The sequence below is a fragment of the Phytohabitans houttuyneae genome, assembly GCF_011764425.1.
Lineage (GTDB): Bacteria > Actinomycetota > Actinomycetes > Mycobacteriales > Micromonosporaceae > Phytohabitans > Phytohabitans houttuyneae.
On sequence record NZ_BLPF01000003.1, the window covers coordinates 706512 to 724853 of the forward strand.

20 protein-coding genes and 1 pseudogene are annotated in these 18342 nt (G+C 67.2%); 10 read left to right on the forward strand and 11 right to left on the reverse strand.

The window, feature by feature from the left end:
• Positions 1 to 147 precede the first annotated feature (147 nt).
• The 3 genes from Phou_RS38020 to Phou_RS38030 all read left to right on the forward strand — a co-directional run bounded on the left by Phou_RS38020 (position 148) and on the right by Phou_RS38030 (position 2811).
• Positions 148 to 999: an oxidoreductase gene (locus tag Phou_RS38020; protein WP_173066559.1), complete on the forward strand. Its 852-nt coding sequence runs from the start codon at positions 148 to 150 to the stop codon at positions 997 to 999.
• Between the two features lie 83 nt (positions 1000 to 1082).
• Entirely contained in the window at positions 1083 to 1832 is a 750-nt protein-coding gene (locus tag Phou_RS38025) for a methyltransferase (RefSeq protein WP_218579464.1), read from the forward strand.
• A gap of 415 nt (positions 1833 to 2247) precedes the next feature.
• Positions 2248 to 2811 carry a hypothetical protein gene (locus Phou_RS38030; protein ID WP_173066561.1) on the forward strand — a complete coding sequence of 188 codons (564 nt, stop codon included), beginning with the start codon at positions 2248 to 2250 and terminating at the stop codon, positions 2809 to 2811.
• 128 nt (positions 2812 to 2939) lie between these two features.
• Here the strand turns inward: Phou_RS38030 and Phou_RS38035 are convergent, their stop codons facing one another.
• From Phou_RS38035 to Phou_RS50740, 3 genes are all read right to left on the reverse strand, one after another.
• Positions 2940 to 3956, reverse strand: coding sequence for a phospholipase D-like domain-containing protein (locus tag Phou_RS38035; protein ID WP_173066564.1), 1017 nt, complete (start codon positions 3954 to 3956; stop codon positions 2940 to 2942).
• A 703-nt stretch (positions 3957 to 4659) separates the two neighbouring features.
• Positions 4660 to 5817 (reverse strand): hypothetical protein, encoded by a 1158-nt coding sequence (locus Phou_RS50735; RefSeq protein ID WP_178134999.1) that lies wholly within the window; start codon positions 5815 to 5817, stop codon positions 4660 to 4662.
• A 2-nt stretch (positions 5818 to 5819) separates the two neighbouring features.
• Positions 5820 to 6917 carry a hypothetical protein gene (locus Phou_RS50740; RefSeq protein WP_178135000.1) on the reverse strand — a complete coding sequence of 366 codons (1098 nt, stop codon included), beginning with the start codon at positions 6915 to 6917 and terminating at the stop codon, positions 5820 to 5822.
• Between Phou_RS50740 and Phou_RS38045 the strand changes: the two genes are divergently transcribed.
• Entirely contained in the window at positions 6918 to 7730 is an 813-nt protein-coding gene (locus tag Phou_RS38045; RefSeq protein ID WP_173068929.1) for an IS5 family transposase, read from the forward strand.
• Positions 7731 to 7735: 5 nt separating this feature from the next.
• On the opposite strand, the gene Phou_RS38050 is transcribed toward Phou_RS38045, so the two are convergent.
• Positions 7736 to 8473 (reverse strand): hypothetical protein, encoded by a 738-nt coding sequence (locus tag Phou_RS38050; RefSeq protein ID WP_173066567.1) that lies wholly within the window; start codon positions 8471 to 8473, stop codon positions 7736 to 7738.
• Positions 8474 to 8827: 354 nt separating this feature from the next.
• Between Phou_RS38050 and Phou_RS38055 the strand changes: the two genes are divergently transcribed.
• Positions 8828 to 9493, forward strand: coding sequence for an Ig domain-containing protein (locus Phou_RS38055; protein ID WP_246274179.1), 666 nt, complete (start codon positions 8828 to 8830; stop codon positions 9491 to 9493).
• 188 nt (positions 9494 to 9681) lie between these two features.
• Here the strand turns inward: Phou_RS38055 and Phou_RS38060 are convergent, their stop codons facing one another.
• The 4 genes and pseudogenes from Phou_RS38060 to Phou_RS38075 all read right to left on the reverse strand — a co-directional run bounded on the left by Phou_RS38060 (position 9682) and on the right by Phou_RS38075 (position 11934).
• Positions 9682 to 9819 carry a hypothetical protein gene (locus tag Phou_RS38060; protein ID WP_173065066.1) on the reverse strand — a complete coding sequence of 46 codons (138 nt, stop codon included), beginning with the start codon at positions 9817 to 9819 and terminating at the stop codon, positions 9682 to 9684.
• Between the two features lie 19 nt (positions 9820 to 9838).
• Positions 9839 to 10138: pseudogene (locus Phou_RS55855) on the reverse strand (tylosin resistance protein TlrC); the annotation flags it as partial.
• Positions 10139 to 10219: 81 nt separating this feature from the next.
• Positions 10220 to 11395: a zinc-dependent alcohol dehydrogenase gene (locus Phou_RS38070; protein WP_173066573.1), complete on the reverse strand. Its 1176-nt coding sequence runs from the start codon at positions 11393 to 11395 to the stop codon at positions 10220 to 10222.
• Positions 11392 to 11934 (reverse strand): SRPBCC family protein, encoded by a 543-nt coding sequence (locus Phou_RS38075; protein WP_173066576.1) that lies wholly within the window; start codon positions 11932 to 11934, stop codon positions 11392 to 11394. The genes Phou_RS38070 and Phou_RS38075 overlap by 4 nt, the downstream gene beginning before the upstream one ends.
• Before the next feature lie 516 nt (positions 11935 to 12450).
• Between Phou_RS38075 and Phou_RS53720 the strand changes: the two genes are divergently transcribed.
• Both Phou_RS53720 and Phou_RS53725 read left to right on the forward strand, forming a co-directional pair.
• Complete coding sequence (locus tag Phou_RS53720; RefSeq protein WP_246274181.1) at positions 12451 to 13119, forward strand: hypothetical protein; 669 nt, start codon at positions 12451 to 12453, stop codon at positions 13117 to 13119.
• A gap of 2 nt (positions 13120 to 13121) precedes the next feature.
• The gene (locus tag Phou_RS53725) at positions 13122 to 13514 is read left to right on the forward strand and encodes a hypothetical protein (protein WP_246274182.1); all 393 of its coding nucleotides are present in this window, start codon (positions 13122 to 13124) and stop codon (positions 13512 to 13514) included.
• A 270-nt stretch (positions 13515 to 13784) separates the two neighbouring features.
• On the opposite strand, the gene Phou_RS38085 is transcribed toward Phou_RS53725, so the two are convergent.
• The gene (locus Phou_RS38085; RefSeq protein WP_173066579.1) at positions 13785 to 14432 is read right to left on the reverse strand and encodes an FMN-dependent NADH-azoreductase; all 648 of its coding nucleotides are present in this window, start codon (positions 14430 to 14432) and stop codon (positions 13785 to 13787) included.
• 121 nt (positions 14433 to 14553) lie between these two features.
• On the opposite strand from Phou_RS38085, the gene Phou_RS38090 reads away from it, so the two are divergent.
• Positions 14554 to 15039, forward strand: a complete 486-nt coding sequence (locus tag Phou_RS38090; protein WP_246274183.1) for a MarR family winged helix-turn-helix transcriptional regulator — start codon at positions 14554 to 14556, stop codon at positions 15037 to 15039.
• Positions 15040 to 15165: 126 nt separating this feature from the next.
• Here Phou_RS38090 and Phou_RS38095 read toward each other — a convergent pair whose 3' ends face one another.
• On the reverse strand, positions 15166 to 15531 hold the full coding sequence (locus Phou_RS38095; protein WP_173066586.1) for a hypothetical protein: 366 nt from the start codon (positions 15529 to 15531) through the stop codon (positions 15166 to 15168).
• 26 nt (positions 15532 to 15557) lie between these two features.
• Here Phou_RS38095 and Phou_RS38100 point away from each other — a divergent pair, with 26 nt between their 5' ends.
• Together Phou_RS38100 and Phou_RS38105 are read left to right on the forward strand one after the other, a co-directional pair.
• Positions 15558 to 15917: a hypothetical protein gene (locus Phou_RS38100; protein ID WP_173066589.1), complete on the forward strand. Its 360-nt coding sequence runs from the start codon at positions 15558 to 15560 to the stop codon at positions 15915 to 15917.
• A 67-nt stretch (positions 15918 to 15984) separates the two neighbouring features.
• Positions 15985 to 16248: an acyl-CoA thioesterase gene (locus Phou_RS38105; RefSeq protein ID WP_173066592.1), complete on the forward strand. Its 264-nt coding sequence runs from the start codon at positions 15985 to 15987 to the stop codon at positions 16246 to 16248.
• Between the two features lie 84 nt (positions 16249 to 16332).
• On the opposite strand, the gene Phou_RS38110 is transcribed toward Phou_RS38105, so the two are convergent.
• On the reverse strand, positions 16333 to 17418 hold the full coding sequence (locus Phou_RS38110) for a nucleotide-binding protein (RefSeq protein WP_173066595.1): 1086 nt from the start codon (positions 17416 to 17418) through the stop codon (positions 16333 to 16335).
• Positions 17419 to 18342 lie beyond the last annotated feature (924 nt).

Genomic DNA, 18342 nt, shown 5'->3' on the forward strand with positions numbered 1-18342 from the left:
AAGGATCTCTGTGGCTCCATGATCGGGGTGCATTGCCGCGCTCTGTGGGGGTTGGTCGGACATGTGCCTCAACGGCTGTGGCCCGTCGTGGACATCGATACCCTGAGCACCTTGCCGGTCCCCGTGCGGCCAGCGAAGGGTGGGCATATGGGCAGGGTCGCCATTGTGACCGGTGCGTCGTCGGGGATCGGCGCGGCCGCTAGCCGATGGCTGCACGAGCGGGGGTTCCAGGTCTACGCGGCCGCCCGCCGGTTGGATCGGATGGCTCCGCTCGCTGCCATCGGTATCCGTGTGGTCAGGGTGGACGTCACCCACGAGGACGACCTGGTGGCGCTGGTCGGTCGGGTGGTCAGGGAATCGGGCCGGATCGACGTGCTGGTAAACAACGCCGGGTATGGATCCTTCGGCGCGCTCGAGGACGTGCCGTTGGACGAGGCCAGGCGGCAGTTCGAGGTCAACCTCTTCGGCGTGGCCCGGCTGTGCCAGCTCGTGCTGCCCCATCTTCGGGTGCAGGGTTCCGGACGCATCATCAATGTTTCATCGGTCGGCGCGCGGATGTACCAGCCGCTGGGTGGTTGGTACCACGCGACGAAGTACGCGGTCGAAGGCCTTAGCGACTGCCTACGGGTGGAGCTCAGGCCGTTCGGCATCGACGTGGTGTTGATTCGGCCCGGCGGCATCGCCACCGAGTTCTCTGGGGTCGCCGGCGATCGGTTGCTCGCCGTCTCCGGCAACGGCGCCTATGCCGAGTACGCCCGTCGGTACGCGGCCACGCTGTCGTCGGAGGCTAAGGGCATCTCATCGCCCTCGGTCGTCGCCCGGGCGATCGGCCGGGCCGCTACGGCGCGGCGGCCGCGTGCTCGGTACGCGGTCGGGCGTGGTGCGAAAGCCGCGTTGCTCGCACGGTGGCTTCTGCCCGACCGTGCCTTGGATCGCGTGTTGGTGGGGCTGTTCAGCCTCATTGCCATCGTTGCCGCCCGGAGCGCCAAACGTGTCTGAGGCTCCGGTGCGGCCCTACGGTCGGGTCGCTGTCAAAGCTCATAAGGTCCTCGCGGTCATCGATTTGTGACTATACTTCGCTGGTGCCGACTTGGTACTGGATGCTGGTGTTTCTGGAGTTCGCGCTCGCCGTGGTCACCTTCGGCGCGCTGCGTTTCATAACTGCGCCGTATGGTCGCTACCTGCGCGAGGGGTGGGGCGTTACCGTGCCTGCGCGGGCCGGCTGGCTGGTCATGGAGAGCGTCTCGTCGCTGTTGTTCGTGGTTGTCTTCTGGTTCGGGCCGAGGCGGACCGACCTGGTGGCGCTGCTGCTGTTCGCGATGTGGCAGAGCCACTATTTGTACCGCGCCTTTGTCTATCCGTTTCTGCTGCGGGGTGGAAGACGTATGCCGGTTGTGGTGGTCCTGCTCGCCATCGCGTTCAATGTGCTCAACGCCTCGATCAATGCCTACTGGATTGGCACGCTCGGGCAGTACCCGGTTGGTTGGTTGGCCGACCCGCGTTTTCTGATCGGCGTGGCGCTCTTCGCCAGTGGCCTGACGTTGCACGTGTGGGCCGACCGTAAACTCCGCCGCCTGCGGGCGTCCGCCGGCGATGGATACCACATTCCATACGGCGGCGCGTACCGATGGGTCTCCTGCCCAAACTATCTCGGCGAGATAGTGGAATGGACCGGCTGGGCACTCGCCACCTGGTCACCCGCCGGGCTCGCATTCATGGTCTACACGGTGGCGAATCTCGCGCCCCGGGCGATGGACCACCATGCCTGGTACCACCAGCAGTTCCCCGGATACCCGGCGAAGCGCCGCGCTCTGATCCCGTACGTCATATGACGCTGAGCGCTACCCGCGGCTGACCGCCCAGTCGTAACCAACCGGTGCCACGCCATGGGCAGGGGATGCACCCGTGTTTCGCGGCGCATTGCGCGATCGCGCAGTATCCGACCCGCGCGAAAACGCAGTCTCCGGTTCGCGAGCGCTTGACGCCAGCCAATTCCTTGACCAGTCGCGGGGTGGTGCGTGGCAATACACAGGCGGCCCACGACGCACCACCTTCATCCATCCCATATGGAGGCTTCATGGTCTTCCGGAGACGCTCGGCGAAGGCCGGGCGCGAACTGTCGAATTCGCACACCAGACGGAGTGTCCGGCTGATGGCCTACCTTGCTGCGGTCTGCGTTACCAGCGCGTTGAGAGTCCTGTCGCGGCGGCGATCCGCCGCTGCCGTGCTCGTCACGGTCGCCGCGGGGTGGCGACGCTGGTCGCGCCCACACCTGCGCATGCGGGTGTGTACGGTCCCGACATCGCGTGCCCGACTGACCCGGGCATCGTCTGGAAGGTCCGGGCCGCGAGCCGGAACGTCCTGGTCTGGGAAGGCGTGAACTACACGGTCAATTCCGCCTCGCCGGCGTTCGCGGTCAGCGACGGGCGGGTTGTCGACAACACGCTGACTTCGCCGATCGAGGCCACCTTCACCTCGTCAGTGTCGAACACCTACACGGTGACCGTGACACTCGGAACGTCGGCGCAGCTCACCGAGAAGCTCCAGTCGACGGTGAGCGTCCAGATCGTGCAGTCCCGGACGACCCAGATCGGGATCAACGCGACGGTCACCGTGCCGCCGCAGAGCCGCGTCGTCGGCAGGTACGGCGTCGAGGTGTTCAACGTCGCCTACACGGGCCAGTTGGTTTGGCAGAGTTACAACGCCCAGCGGCCGGGCGGCTTCGGCGGCCACTGCTGGGAGCGGAGCAACGTGGCCGCGTCCACGGTCGCGCCCACCGTGCTTGAGGGCTGGCGGTTCAGCACCAGCTGACTGGGGAACGTGCCAGGGTCCGGGCTCGCCCGGACCCTGGCACCGTCCCAGGACCACCAGGCGGCGATGCACCAACTCCACGATCACCAGATGAGTCGCCGCCACCGGCGTCACCCTGGTCCCCGAAGCTATGCGCCGTTGGGGTCGACGAAGCTCCAGTCCAGCTCGCGGCTGGAGAGCACACCGTACAGGCGAGCCGCCCGCGGGAACCGCGCGTCCACAATCCTCTTGGTCAGGGGTAGGTCCGGCTCTGGGCTCGCGGTGAAGTCCGTCTTGATGAGAAGAGGTGCCTTGTCCCACAGTGGGCTGGCGGCGACGAAGTCGAGAACGTCGCGGTCGCCGAGCCGGCCCGCCTTGGTGTTGCCGGCGCCGGCAGGTTGACCGTTGAGGTGTTTGAGCCAGAGGTCCATCCGGAGCCGGTGGGCGAAGTGCTTGCCGCCGGTGCGCCTTTCCGGATCGGCGATGCCGACATTGAGCTCGCTGTCGTGGGAGTAGCCGCGCCGGTTGCAGTTGGCGGATCCGATGACGGCGAACTGGTCGTCAAAGATCCACAGCTTTGAGTGCAGCCAGTACGGAGAGTTGGCGTCCGCGCGGTAGACATAGGTGGAGACCTTGCTCGCCGCCGTCGGTCCGAGTTGCCGGATGAAGTCGGCGCGGCGCGTGCCGGCTTGGAGCAGCTCGACCTGGACGGTCCCGGTGCCGGCGACAAGGATGATCATCTTTTGAAACGACGGTCTCTCGATCGCCCGCCTGATGGCGTCGGTGATCGGCGGGTTACCGGCCATCGGCAACGTGTTGACGAGGTACTGGTCTTCGAGGTAGATCGTCCTGGTGGTCTTGTCGAGTGCGTCGACGAGCAGGCTGTAGATCCCCATCTCGCCGTTCGGCGCGAACATGTAGCCCGGCTGCGCGACAAGCTCGTCGCCGAGCAGCTTCTTCGCCTTGTTGGGGTAGGTCCGGACGACCTGGATGTCCAGTCCACTTTGGTCGGTCTGGCTCGCCGCTTGGTCGGGCTCGTGCAGCGACAGCGGGGATAGGCGGTGATGCCGGGCCGCAAGGCTCCCAGTGGCATGAGGAGCCGTCCCACCTCGGCTGCCCTGAACCCGGCGGCTACCTCCTTGAAGCGTTGGACGAACGAGTTCCACAGGTCGGCGGCGGCCGGCCCTTGGATCTTGACCTGGGGGTCGTGCCACGCCGCCGAGAGCTGCGCGCCGCTCGGCTGCTGACCGGCCGGAACGCTGTCGCGGCCGAGCCGGATGTTGTCGATGTCGTCGCAGCCGCAGAATGCGCAGATGCCTTCGGCGTTGCGAATAACCACAAACTTCTGGTGGTGGGTGCCGAGGAGCTTGAGGTAGGGGTCGAGGATCGCTCCCGCGCCGAAGGAAGCGAGCTTCGCCAGGCTCGCCGCCTGACCTTCCGCGGGCTGCGACGGGAGAATCGCGCGTACGTCCACCTTTCGCTGGACGGCCTGCTGGAGCAGCTCGCCGATGGTCTGGCGAGGGCTGGTGCCGGGGCGGTCGACAAACGTCGCCAGGTCCAGGCCCCACCCGGCGATGTAGACGAAGTCGGCCAGGCTTTGGCGGGTGGCGCGGATCGCCTGGCCGAGGGCCATGTAGTAGTCCATGACTTCGAGGTAGACGGTGACACGGTTGCCGGTCACCGGCAGCGGCGGCTTGCCCCGGTCCCAGGCGCCGAGCGGGCGGCGAGCGTCTTTGAACCAGGTGCGGCGCTCCTCCGGCGGCTGTGGCGGCGCCGGTGGGACCGGCGCCGCCACGGATGGCTTGACCGGCGGCGTGGGTGGCCTGATCGGGTCGATGCCCACGTGGGCTCCTTGACTGACGCGCGCGGCTACAGCTGCTGCCCCGTCCTGGGGTCGTACCGCACCGCCACGGCGGCCACCTGGTCGGTCGGCAGGACCTCGACCCACTGGTCGAAGATCTGGTACGGCGCGGCGGGCCGGAACCCGCCTTCCAGCGGATCGAAGCCTTTCTCGAACACCTTCTCCGAGGTGAGAGTGTTGTCGACGCTGATGTTCATGTCTTGAAGCTGCCGCGCGAGCGTCCGCAGCGCCTCTCCGACGTCGCTGTCCGCGAACTCCGGTGGGTCACCGGCAACAGGGTCGTAGCGTGTGCCCATGCCAGCTTCGCCTTCGACGCCGATGAGCCACTCGAGCGCGGCTACCTCCTGACCGGGCCGCACGGGCATGACCGCCTTCACCCAGGCGGCGTTGAGAAACTCGTTGCGGCGTGGGTCGCCGTCGATCTGGATGAGCCAGCCCAGCGAGCTACCCAGTGGCGCGGGCGTGCTCTGTTCGGTGATCAGGTAGTTGACCCGCCACTCAGCGGCGGGCGGGACGTTGGCGGAGTTGTACTCGTCGGTCCGGGAGTACCATCCGGCCACCGTCTGGCCTGCCAGCGGCGGCGGCTGAGCACCCGCCGGCACCGGCTCCTGCACCGGTGGCACCGGGTACCTGCCCTCACTGTCCTTTGTCACCGGTGGAGGATTCAGCGGTCCGGGTCGCCAGAAGTCGGGGGCGACGAAGTACAGCATTTCGTCGACGTCGAAGTAGCGCTGGATCTCCTCGGCGTCCGCGTACGGCAGTTGCGTCGGCTCCTGCGGGTAGTGGCCGCCGCTCTGCAGCCGGCGCAGCAGGCTCCTGAACACCCACCTGCGCTCCTCACTGCGCAGGTCTTCGGCGCGGCGGGCGCGCATCTCGCTGACCAGGCGCAGCCGCTCGCGCACGGCCCGCCCGTACGCCTCGTGCTGGAGTCGCTCCACCGCCTGCTGGTACGCCGCTTCGGCCTCGGCGTTCGCCGCCACGACCTGTTGCTTCGCCGCCTCGGTCGGCTCGTAGGCGAGCATGGCGTCCATCGGCAGCGACTTTCTGCCCTGCCAGTTGGCGTAGGTGAGTCGTACCTTGAGGGTGTTCTTCGCCGGATCGGGGTTGGGCATCAGATCGGGTGAGTCGAACGGGGCGAACTCCACCTGCGCGCTGTGCTTGTCCACGGTCACGACGCCGGTGCGCGGCGGCTGTCCCTGCGGCGTCGTGCGGTGCTGATAGCCGGGCGGGGCGGGGGAAGCGTCAGCTCGAAGCAGAACTGGACCGTGTCATCCTCCGCGCCGGGGCCACTGTGGTTGATGCCCCGGCAGCGGTTGTCGGGATTGGGCAGGTAGGTGAGCTCGGCCTCGTCATCCGGTCCTTTGTCGTGCAGGAACGGCACCTCGAAGTGGAAAGGAATGAGCTTGTCTTCCAGGGGCGGCAGCTTTTCGGGGCGCTGTATCGCGGTCAGGTCCGGTGCCTCGACGACGTGGACCATGTCGCCAAGCCCGAGATCCTTGCCCGGATCGCCGAGAAACACCTGCCAGCACAGCCGCGAACCGACGTGTTGCAGCTGCACGCCGACCTTGCGCATCTTTCGCCGGATCTCGTAGTTCACCAACTGCCCGGTCGTGTTTTGCAAGATGTACCGGCGACTGGAAGTGTCGGTGGTCTCGGTCACCGTCTTGAAGCTCGTTTTGAAGTTTCGCTTGATCTCGCTGCTGGCCTTGGCGGTCTGTGTACGAGTGTGCTTGTGAGTCGCCTCTGACCCGCGCTGGACGGTGTTTTGGGTGCTGAAACTGGCGCTGGCGTCGGCGTGGAAGATCTTCGCGTTGACCCCACCTGTCGCGCTGACGCCGAGCTTGGTGTCGGAGGAGTTTTCCTCCTTGACCGCGTCCGCCACGTCGTCCTGCTCGGTGAGCGTCTCCTCGGTGCGGCGGGTGATTTCCTCCGACACCTCGGCGACCCGCTCGACAAGCGTGCGGCGCGTGCTGGTCTCGACCACCTCGACGGTGCCGCCCGGGCTGACCCAGATGTGACCGGCCGGTGTGCCGAGGAACGTGTCGAACTCGAAGAGCCTGGTAAATAATGGGTTCCGGGTGGTCGGTGGTCCGGGTGGAGATTGATGGTCACGCTCGTCCGGTGTGGTGGCGTGACATGAGGATGGGCCTTCGGTACGAGCAAAGGCGACTAAACCAGCACCACACCCGAAGGCCCAACCCTGTCTGTATACCTTGTCGCCGGCGGCGACGTCGCCCCGGCCACGCCGGCCACCGCCGCCGATCACCTGCCCACCGCGCGGCCACGCCGCTACCGGTCGGATACCAGCGACGCCGAGTGGGCCGTGCTGGCCCCGCACGTACCGGCTGGGACCGGACGCGGCCGGCCCATCGTGTACCCGCGCCGGGACGTGGTGGACGCGATCCGCTACCTAGACCGCACCGGCTGCCAATGGGACGCCCTACCGGCCGACTTCCCGCACCACAAGCTGGTCTACCACTACTTCAAAACCTGGACCGCCGACGGCACCCTGAACCGGATGCACAACAGCCTGCGCGAACAGGTCCGCACCACCCTGGAGGGCCGTAACCGGCAGCCCACCGCCGCAGTCGTCGACTCCCAGACCGTGCGCGGCGCGGAGACCGTCGCACGCACCTGCCGCGGCTACGACGCCGGCAAGAAGATCAACGGCCGTAAACGCCACATCGCGGTAGACACCTGCGGTCTGCTGCTGGCCATCCTGGTCACCGCCGGCAACGTCCAGGACCGCGACGGCGCCCGACCGCTGTTGTGGGCAATACGCGCCTGCTTCCCCACCATCGCACTGGTCTGGGCCGACTCCGGCTACGCCGGCAAACTCGTCCACTGGGCCACCAACCACCTGGCCCTGACCGTCCAGATCGTGGCCAAAATCGCCGGACAGACCACCTTCGTCGTGCTGCCCCGCAGATGGTGCGTCGAGCGCACGTTCTCCTGGATCAACCGCTGCAGACGGACCGTACGCGACTACGAACGGCTGCCCGACCACCACGCCGCAATGGTCCAATGGGCCATGATCATCCTCATGGCCCGACGCCTCGCCCGCCACCAACCGACGTGAAACCCTTATTTACCAGGCTCGAAGAAATACTGCCGGAACAGGCTCACCAGACCCACCGGCGACAGCCCACCCGCCGCCATGACCCGTTGCCGATCAGCCACCGCCGCCAGGGCGTCGTCGCTCAAGGTACGGGCCGCTTCGCCAAGGAACCGCTCATGGCTCAGCGCCGGGTGCCGCGAATCGGGAAGCACCATGGCGGAGGTCATCGTGGTCTGCGCGCCAATCCACCCGATGAGGGGTTGGTAGACCCCGAAGAGCTCGCTGGCGTAGGGCAGCGTGCCGGCGAAGTCGTACACGGGGCGGCCGGTGTGCGCCGGCGCACCAGGAGCCGGCAGGACGAGCGTCTGCACCGCGGCGGGGCTCCCACCCGGACCGGTGAGGAACGACACCGGCGCCCAACCCGCCGGCGACGTCGCCCGCAGCAGCTGTAGCTCGCCCGTCGACGTGCGAGCCGGGGCCACGAAGGAGACGATCAGACCACCGGGCGACGTAGCCGTACGCCCCACCAAATGACGTCCCGACACCGGATCGCGCCACAGGAACGTGCCGTCCAGCGCGTCCACATCGGGAAACAAACTCGGATCCAGGAGACTGACGTTGGCGGGCAGCGTGAGGGCCATCCGCTGGCCCTGAGGAATTTCCGAGCCGGTGCCATCGACCCGATACGACCAAACTCGGTACGCGGTGCCAGACTCCGGCACGGGGATCGAAAAGGTCCCGAGGAAACTCACGACGATCGCCATAGGGACTCCTCAATGCATAGAGAAATCGCGACTCCGAGTCTGCGCTTCCTATCACCTTGATCGGTACCAAGTCATCGCCAACCTGGCCGAATGGGTCGATATCCGGTGCGACTCAACGACCCTGAAAGGCCGGATGCCTGCCGCACTTCGCGCGGCTTCTGTCCTTGCCGACGCGGTCCGCGAATACGTGAATCTTGAACGGCTGCTACCTGCGGCACACAAAGCCAGGTTGGGAGTGGGCCCAGGATCGACCGCTATACCGATTGTTGATGATTGTTCGAGCGGCTGTTCCTACCCTGAGCGCACATCCGCTGCCGGAAGGGACTGCGTGGCATGAATATCAGACGATGGCTCTTGGGCCGTAGGTTGCTGGTCGCGGCGGTGGTGGTCCTGGCTTCGGTGGTCGTTCCCGCGGCACCGGCGTCGGCTGCCATCTCCTGTTCCATGTCGATCGGCACGCCGCTGCTGAGTGGGGGAGTGGTCACCGCCAACTCGTTCGTCAACTGCAACGATTTCACCTCGGGCATCAACCTGTCGCTGTTTCTGTACCGTGACGGGGTCCTGGTGGACGATGCGCTCACCGGCGGCACGTTGGGCGCGTCCGCGCTCGTGGCCGAGACCTGCCGGCCCGGTACCTACCAGGCGACGGCCTCGGCCACTATCTGGTACCCGTTCGGGCACATTCCGGCATCCGAGACGATCAGCCGGGCGACCGGGGCCATCTACTACAACTGCGTACCGACGGTGGTGGTGGCCAACCCGGGTGCCCAGACGACGCTCTACCCGGACTCCGTGAGTCTTCAGATGACCGCGTCCGGCGGGGCCGGCCCCTACACCTGGTCGGCCAGCGGGCTGCCCACCGGGCTGTCGATCAACTCGGGCACGGGCCTGATCAGTGGTCGGCCTACCGTGCTGGCCCTCTATTCGGTCACGGTGACCGCGACCGCCGCCAGCGGTGCGAACCCTGGCAGCACCACGTTCTCCTGGCGGGTCCGCCGCGAAGGCTGTCGAACCTGCTGACACCCGAACATTGACGATCCGGCGGGCCGAGCAAGTCACGGGCCGCCGGATCGCCGCGCGTACGTCACAGGTCCGGCGGCGGCGTTGGCGCTGCGGACGCGGATTAGATACGGAGTTCGGCTGTCGGGTTGGGCTGGCTGGTGGTCGATCGGCTGCTCGACGCGCGGTTGGTGTCGCGGAGATCTGTCCTACGGCGGCGACGGGAGGTTGAGCAGCCGGCGATGTGCGCCGAGGTCGGCGCTGAGCTGGGGGAGGGCGAGGTAGAGGACGCTCACGTCGAGCGCGAGCAGCAGAGTGGGAGGGCCGACACGGCCAGCCCTATCCACTCGCGGCGACCGGCGCCGGCCGGTCCTGCTCCGCCTTCCACTGGTCGTGGGCGGGCGCCTGAGCCACGCGTTCGGCCGCCTTGGCGTGGAGGTCTCCGGCGACCCCGTCGCCGTAGCGGCGCACCTGTCCGTCGGCGACCTCCAGGATGGCGGTGGTCACCCGCCCCAGGAACATCCGATCGTGCGTGATGGCCACGACCGTGCCCCGGCGGGCGCGCAGGTGCTGTTCGAGCCAGGCGACGGCCTTGTCGTCCAGGTCGTTGGTCGGCTCGTCGAGCAGCAGCTCGGGCGCGGACGCCAGCGTGGCGGCCAGGCGCAGGGTTTCGGGGTCCGCCCGCGCAGCGGGCGGACCCCGAAACGTCAGTGGTCACCGCACTAGCGGTGGCCGGAGCCGGGTTGGTCAGGGTTTGAGAACGATCTTTTCGCAGTTGTCCTGCTTGTTCTTGAAGATGTCGAAGCCGTGTTCCGCCTGGTCGAGTGGCAGGGTGTGGGTGATGATCCGGGTCGGGTCGATCTCCCCGCGTTCGATGCGCTGCAGCAGCGGCTTCATGTAACGCTGCACATGGCACTGCCCGGTGCGCAGGGTCAGTGACCGGTTCATCCAGGCGCCGGCGGGGAACTTGTCCATCAGCCCGCCGTAGACGCCGATCACCGAGACCACGCCGCCGCTGCGGCACGACATGATCGCCTGGCGCAGCGCGTGCGGCCGTTCGGTCTCCGACCGGACGGCCTGCTTGACCCGGTCGTACGCGGCGAGATGCACGCTGCCGTGGGTGGCTTCCATACCGACCGCGTCGATGCACTTGTCCGGCCCGCGCCCACCGGTCAGTTCCAGCAGCGTCGACCGGACGTCGACCTCCTCGAAGTTCACCGGTGTGTGGCCGGCCTTTTCGGCCATCCGCAGCCGGTACGGCTCCTTGTCGATGGCGATGACCTTCGCGGCGCCGAGGATCCGGGCGCTGTCCATGGCGAACTGCCCCACCGGGCCGGCACCCCACACCGCCACCACGTCGCTGGGCTGGATGTCGCACATCTCGGCACCCATGAAGCCGGTGGGCAGGATGTCGGACAGGAACAGCACCTGCTCGTCGCTGAGGTCCGAATCGATCTTCAGCGGGCCGACATCGGCGAACGGAACCCGCGCGTACTGTGCCTGACCGCCCGCGAAACCGCCGGTCAGATGCGAGTAGCCGAAGATCCCGGCGACGGGATGGCCGAACATCTTCTCCGCGATCCCGGCGTTGGGGTTGGTGTTCTCGCAGCACGAGTAAAGCTCGGCGGCGCAGGCCGCGCACGCGCCGCACGCGATCGGGAACGGCACGACGACCCGGTCGCCGACCCGCAGCTTGTCCGTGGACACGCCCGACCCGACCTCGACCACCTCACCCATGAACTCGTGGCCCAAGACGTCACCGTCTTGCATGGTGGGGATGTAGCCGTCGACCAGATGCAGGTCCGAGCCGCAGATCGCGGTCGACGTGATCCGGACTATGGCATCGCGGCTGTTCAGGATCCTCGGGTCCGGCACGTCACGAACCTCGACCTTGTTACGTCCGGCCCAGGTGTTCGCCCTCATGCGTCTGCCCCCTTGTCGAACTCGGCGTCCGACAACGGCTGCGCCGGGCGCTGCGGGAATTCCTTACGGGCGCGTTTGCCCCACGGGGCACCGTCTGAGCGGACCACCTCGCCGGTCTCCAGCACCTGCTTGAGCCGGCGCAGGTCGTCGTCGAGCTGCTGATGCGGTTCCTCGCCGAAATATTTCGCGACCGCCTTGCCGACCGCGCCGCCCGGGATGTCGTACACCAGCACGACGTGCACCTCGGTGCTCACCCCGTCCGGGGCGGGCACGAACCGGACCGTACCGGCGTTCGGCACGTCGGCGTCACCGGTGGAACGCCAGGCGATCTTCTCGCCCGGGACCTCGTCATTAATCTCCGCGTCCCACTCGGCATTGGTGCCGAACGGGGCAGCGGCGGACCAGTGACTTGTCCGGCCACCGGTGGCGCGGACCTGCTCGAGATGTGCCATGAACGTCGGAAGGTTCTCCAGATCTCGCCAGAATCCGTACACCTCCGACGCCGGTTTACGGATGGTTGTCGTGGCAGTCAAGTCCATAGTTCCTCCTCTGGGTGCCCCGCGCCGTCGGCACGGAGCCGATCTTCTTTGCCGCAGTTGACCGGACCGCAGTCAAACGTCTTACGCCGTGATCGCGGCGGCCGCGCCGGTGACAGCGCCAGGCCGTCACCGGCGGGCATGCAACAGAGCGCGACGGCCGCGCCGAACGAGGTCAGATCCTTCGGTGTGCGCCAGCTGCGCCACGCCTAGACGAAAATTCATGCAGCCGAACTCACGGCCACGCCGCGTCGGCTCTGACTTCATCTGCTCTGTACCCGTTGTATATCCGTCGAGAATCAATCCAAACCGGGGTTCGTCCATTGATGGACGAGTAGGAATTCAGCCCGGTACTACCCAAATGTGCAACCTTCCGGATTGCCTGCGGGATCCTCGGGTAGACCTTGGCTTGTGCGTCCGGGACGGGCACCGCCGCTGCCGTGCCGAGGACCTGCCGACGGTAAGGAAGCGATGATGAATCACAGTGGACGAGAGCGCCCGGAGATCGTCGTCGGACTGGTGGCAACGCCGCCGGACCACCCTGCGCGGGTCACCGGGCAGCTCCGCGCCGAGCTGGCCGACCGACTCGCCAAGCGGGTGGGCGCCGACGTGCGATGGACAGTCCGGGAAGGTTGGGGTGACGTACCGCCGCGCCGCGACGGCGGCGCCGACGCGCTGCTCGACGACCTCGCCCGGCGAAGCGCCGACGACCGGTGGGACATCGCGGTCTGCCTGACCGATCTGCCGCTGCACACCGACCGGGCGCCACTGGTCGCGCAGACCTCCGCCCAACGCCGAGCCGCGTTGGTATCCCTGCCCGCGCTCGGATTGCGCCAGCTCCGGGCTGTCCGTACGGTCGTCCCGGACCTCGTGGGTCAGCTGCTCACCGACGCCTCCGACCAGCGGGTACCGCCGGCCGATCGAGAACCGGCCGCGCTGGCGAGCCGGGTAACCGCCGTTCACCGGGTAGACGGCGAGGGCGACGCCGGAGAGTTGCGCTATGTCGCCTCACGGCTGACCGGCCCGCTGCGGCTGCTCACCGGAATGGTCCGCGCCAACCGCCCCGGACGCGCCCTGCTGGGCCTGTCCAAACTGCTGGTCGGCGCATTCGGCACAGCCGCATTCGCGCTCACCACCAGCACCACTTGGCAGATTGGCGCCGCCCTCGACCCCTACGCCTCACCGTGATCATGCTGCTCGGGCTGACCGCGCTGGTGGCCTGGCTGATCATTGCGCACGACCTGTGGGAGAAGCCGGACCCGCACACACCGCCCGAGCTGGCCCGGATGTTCAACTGGGGAACCACCCTCACCCTGACCTTGGCCACCGCAGTGGCCTACGTCGCGCTCTTCGTCGGAACGGCACTCGCCGCGGCGCTGCTGATCGACACCTCAGTGCTGGAACAGACCCTGCAACGACCGGCCCATGCCACCGACTACCTCACCCTCGCCTGGATCATCAGCTCCCTGGCCACCGTCGGCGGCGCGATCGGCTCCGGACTAGAAGACGAAGAAACGGTACGGGCCGCCGCCTACGGATACCACCCCGAGCACGACGGCTGGCAGGACCAGACAGACCGCTGAACCCTGTCAGGACGACACGATGCCGCCGCCCCGCCGGCGGTTCGGACGGCGTAGGCATGCCAGGCTCCCTGCGGCTGCGCGTTGCCAGATGACGGCGACCGATACCGACGCCAACGCAGCGGGCAAGCACGCCACCGAGCACCTCAGTGGCGAGCCGAACAGCGCAGCGGCGCGGGTGACACAGATCGACAGGCCAGCAGCAGTGCGGCGGTTACGCAGCGCGGCCGAACTGATCGGTCGCCATCGTCACCGGTTGTGGCTGGCCGGCTCTCAGGCGGGTACGGGCAGCGCGCCGAGCGCGCGGCCGGCCTCGCGGGCTGCCAGTAGGGCGCCGGCGTGCATCTGCGAGGCCTGCTCGGTGAACGGGTCCAGGGCGGGGTTGACGCCGACGAGGGTGAACTCCCGCTCGACGACGGACAGGTCGGCGCCCCAGCAGTCGGCGAGGATACGCCGCAGGTATGGGGTGGAGTGATCCCAGCCCTCCCGCGGGGTGCCGCCGCCGTACGCGCCGCCGCGGACGGTGGCCAGCACCACCGGCTTGCCGGCCAGGAACGGTGTGCCAAACGCTCGCGGGTCGGTGCAGACGACGTCGATGTACGTCTTGAAGTGTTGGGAGACACCGTAGTTGTAGAGCGGCACGGCGAACAGGATCGCATCCGCGGACAGCAGCTCGTCCACCAGCGTCGCGGCGAGTGCGACGGCGTCCCGCTGTTCGGCGGTGCGCTCCTGTGGTGCGGTCATGCCGGCGGTGACCGCCGCTGCCCAGGCGGTCGCGGTCAGGGTGTCGACGCCGATGTGGCGGCGCTCGACCCGGTCGCCCGGGTGGGCGGCGAGCCACTCTTCCTCGACGATGTCCGCGATCTCGCGGCTCGCGGAGCCGTGGGTACGGATGCTGGCATCCAGCCGGAACAGGGTCACGACCACTCCTAAGGATGAGGTTCAAGCTTGAAGCCGAACCTACCCGACCTCACTTCAAGCTTGAACCGAATGCGACGTGTCTCACTTCACGGCTGAAGTCATGGCTCGTAGGCTGGACAGCGTGCCGGACGAACCACGGTGGCTGACCGACTGTGAGCGCGATGCCTGGATCGCCCTGGCCAAGCTCGTCTTCAACCTGCCCGGCGCGCTCGACGCGCAGCTGCTGCAAGACAGCAGGCTGACCCTGTTCGACTACTTCGTGCTCAGCAACCTTTCGATGACACCGGGCCGAACACAGCGCCTCAGCGACCTGGCCGGCCACATCGGCAGCTCACTGTCCCGGCTGTCGAACGTCGTCAAACGCCTGGAGCAGCGGGACCTGCTGCGCCGCGAGCCGGACCCGGAAAACCCTCGCTACACCAGGGCCACGCTCACCGACGCCGGGTGGGATGTCGTGGTCGCCGCGGCACCGGGCCACGTCGCGGCCGTGCGGCGCTACGTCATCGACGGACTCACCGAGCAGCAGGTCAACGTGCTCCGTGACATCGCCTGCCACGTTACCCAGCAACTCGACAGGGCCGCAGAGGAAGGCCCGCGACGCGGCTAACCCCGCCCGGCCACCACACCAAGATCAACAAGAAGCCGCGACGTGGGCGGCGCGCCACGTGACGGACGCAGCGCGCCGACGTGCGGCCTGGAGCAAAGGGCAAAGGGAACTCGTCCGCGAGAGTTCTCAGGCAATTCCTTCGTCGCTGATGAGTGTTGATGAGTGCTCGCCTGCATACGGGATCCGGAGGAAGCCTCGGGCGAACGGCACGAAGGCCGAGCCGCGTAGATCCGGCAGGACGTCTTCAGCCAGTACCAGACCCGGCAGCTCACCGGCCGCGATCTCGTCGGCCCACTCATGCCGCAGCTCGGCTGGATCCACGCGCCCTTGCGGGTCCCAGCCGACCTGGGCGGCCTGGTAACCGATGAACTGGGTGAGCAACTGGTACAAGCCCTGGCCAAGCTGCGTCAACTCTGCCGCCCTCAGCCGCACGGGCTCATGCCCGCGATCCAGAACCACGCCCCAACCAACGCCGCGCGGCAGGACACTCATTTCCCAGTACGGCACGCCGCCGGGACGTGTTCCTGTGGCCACTGTGGACGCTGCCGGCGGACTGGAACACGCTCGGCGGGGTGTGGAACGTCGGATGGGGGTACGACAGCTGGAAGCTCACGGCGGCCCGGGATGGCGCGCTGCGGGCGTCCATCGACCGGACCCATGGCGTGATGGCGCCGAACGCCATGGACTACAACGTGGACCTCGGCATCTTCGCGATGCGCGCGGCCGCGCGGCCACCGGGCGGCGGCGCGCTGACCCCGGAGCCCGTCGGGGTCGAGCGACGGCCCTCCCAGTACGGCCGCGAATACGAACCGTGGAAGGGCTGGGACGGCGACTATCCCGACCCGGGCGACTACCCCGGCCGCTACGGCTGGGGCTGAGTAAGTTGCCGGTCACCAGCTCCTGGCGGGCGGTGAAGTCGCGGGCCGACAGTGTTGCCAGACCGTCGTGTTCGACGCCGGCGTGATCGACTACTCGATCCGGGCGAGGTGGGCCGCTCTCGCCGACGCCGGCCTGTCGATCAAGGAGCTGGCGGCGGCGGGCCTCGGACCGGTGGAACTGGACGTGTCGATCAAGTACCTGCACGAGTTGGTCCTCGGGGACGAGGTCGACGTCATTACCCGCTTCGAGTATCCGGCCCCGCCTGATGGACATCGCGGAGCGGCGGCTGGTGGACAACGCCGCCGCGGTATAGGCCGAGTTCCTGCGTGACCTAGCCGTCGTCGACCTGGCCGACTGCCCGGAGGGCGATCAGGCTTGAGCCCGCCGCGGCAATCAGCTGCGGCGGTCCGCTGGTCATAGGTACGCCGGGTTTTGCTTGAGGAACGTCTCTGCGGTCAGCGAGTCGGGTGCGGACCATAGGTTTTCGATCGAGGACAGGTACCGTCGTGCGATGGCGCCGTGGTTGCTGACCTCGAAGACGGGCAGCGGGCGGGAGGGCGTTCGATTGAGATATGGCACGAAGAAGCTTGTGCCGTCTTGATGGTCGAAGCAGTAGCAACGCATGCGCGGCGGGGCGTCGTAGAAGCGGATCTGGACCCCTCCGACCAGTTCTGATTCGGCCTCGCGGGCGAGGGAGAAGTGCTGAAGATCAATTAGTGATCGCAGGTGTAGGCGGTTTTCCTCACGTAGTTGCGGTGCGGAGATCATGAACTCGTGCGCGGTCGTCTCCACGTGCTGGCTGTGGGGGTTAAGGATCAGGAATCTGATGTCGACGCCTTCAAGAATCCGTTGCTGCAACTCAGCGACGTTGAGAGCAGGTGTGTACGCAAGGTTTGTTGCCATTAGCAGGATGCTTCGTCTGGCCGCTCGGATCGCTTTGCCGATGGCGGCTTGCGCCTCCGTCGCGTTGGTGTAGCAGCGCAACAGCCCTGGCGCCTCCAGGGCGTGGTGGGCCGACATCTCGGTCCAGCCGTTGATCGTGTCTCGGATCGTGTCGCACGCGGCTCCCAGCGCGGACATGAAGTCCTGCAGCCCTGCCCTGCGGTCCGCTGTGGCGTCGGGCCATCGGCACGATAGCGTGGTGACGCCGAGCAGGTCCGAGGGCAGGCGTAGCTCGTGTTGCTTCGGATGGACCAGGAAGGTTCGTCCCCGGCCAAGTCGTCCCATGAACAGTCCGAGTTCGAATAGCACGTTGTCCCTGGGTGTCAGCGCGGAGACTCCGCGCGAGAGAACTGAGTCGTCCGGTGTCGCCACCAGGATCGCGAAGTCGAACTCGTCCAACGACCTGACCAGCGTTTCCAGAAAGCCGTCGCCACTGCGGAAGTGGCCCTCATTCCAGAGTGTCAGCCGGGCGTCGGAGGCAAGCAAACTTCTGATTGCCTGCGCCGCTCCCAGCCCTTCCGTGGATGAACCAACGAAGACTCGTGCCTGCCGTGTCATCCAGTCTCCCATCCGCAGTCCGAGGGCCTTCGACGTTAGCGGATCGCATCCCGTCTCCACCGCACCACTCTGGTAGCCCCAGACAACCGCAATGATCCGTCAACGGCATCCGCGATCAGCTATCAGAACCACTCCATAGAAGGCTCGAGTCAAAGGGCTCTGTGATAGCGGGAAGATCGACTCTCTCTCATACCGCAGACAACGCGCTCTACGGCAGGTCGACGCCCGTAACTGGCTGTCCGCGCCCACGACCACCTGCCATGATCTTTGTCGTCCCGACAACAGGCACACCGGGCGAGCGACCGCCAGGCGGCACTGACCACCCTTACGCACTGGATCGAACCCCGGGGTGGTGCGGCCGCAGCGGTTCACCGCCGACGTCGCCCACACCGACCTGCCGAACGCGAACCTGCACGGTTGCTCTCTCTCTGGCACGTGCGCATGCGGGACGTATGCCTGGCTGGCGCCGACCTCGCCGACATAGGTGAGCATCGGCGGGCGGCGCCGCCCGGCTGCCGCGAGGCAATCAGTCCGACCTCAGCGTCCAACACGGTGCAAACATCTCGGCCTTGGGCCATCCATCTCGTTACCATCCGACAGCAGAGGAGACTGGTGCCGGACTCTATGAGCCGCCATCGAAGTGCCGAGCAGCGAACACCGAGGACGGGACGCTAACAGCCGGCGCGAGGCGTGCTCAGCAGCCACCGCGGCGGACGCACGCTCAAGCCGATGAGCGGACGGCTGATTCGCGGTGGTGTGGTGGGATGGGCCGATGAGCATCTTCGTGCGGGCGCGATTCGATGTTCCCGATGGGCGGCTGGCTTTGCTCGCCAGTGTGGGCTCCACCTGTTCGCGATTTCGGGATCCATCGTTTTGGATCACGAGTCGGTGTTCGTGAGGTTCGGACCAGGGGTGCCGGTAAGA

What these genes read in the sequence shown, in the direction of transcription:
- Phou_RS53725 (WP_246274182.1), top strand. Translation starts at nt 13,122, where the DNA reads ATGCTGCTCGGGCTGACCGCGCTGGTGGCCTGGCTGATCATTGCGCAC.
- Phou_RS38050 (WP_173066567.1), bottom strand. Translation starts at nt 8,473, where the DNA reads ATGGCGATCGTCGTGAGTTTCCTCGGGACCTTTTCGATCCCCGTGCCG.
- Phou_RS38110 (WP_173066595.1), bottom strand. Translation starts at nt 17,418, where the DNA reads ATGACACGGCAGGCACGAGTCTTCGTTGGTTCATCCACGGAAGGGCTG.
- Phou_RS38075 (WP_173066576.1), bottom strand. Translation starts at nt 11,934, where the DNA reads ATGGACTTGACTGCCACGACAACCATCCGTAAACCGGCGTCGGAGGTG.
- Phou_RS38095 (WP_173066586.1), bottom strand. Translation starts at nt 15,531, where the DNA reads ATGAGTGTCCTGCCGCGCGGCGTTGGTTGGGGCGTGGTTCTGGATCGC.
- Phou_RS38020 (WP_173066559.1), top strand. Translation starts at nt 148, where the DNA reads ATGGGCAGGGTCGCCATTGTGACCGGTGCGTCGTCGGGGATCGGCGCG.
- Phou_RS38070 (WP_173066573.1), bottom strand. Translation starts at nt 11,395, where the DNA reads ATGAGGGCGAACACCTGGGCCGGACGTAACAAGGTCGAGGTTCGTGAC.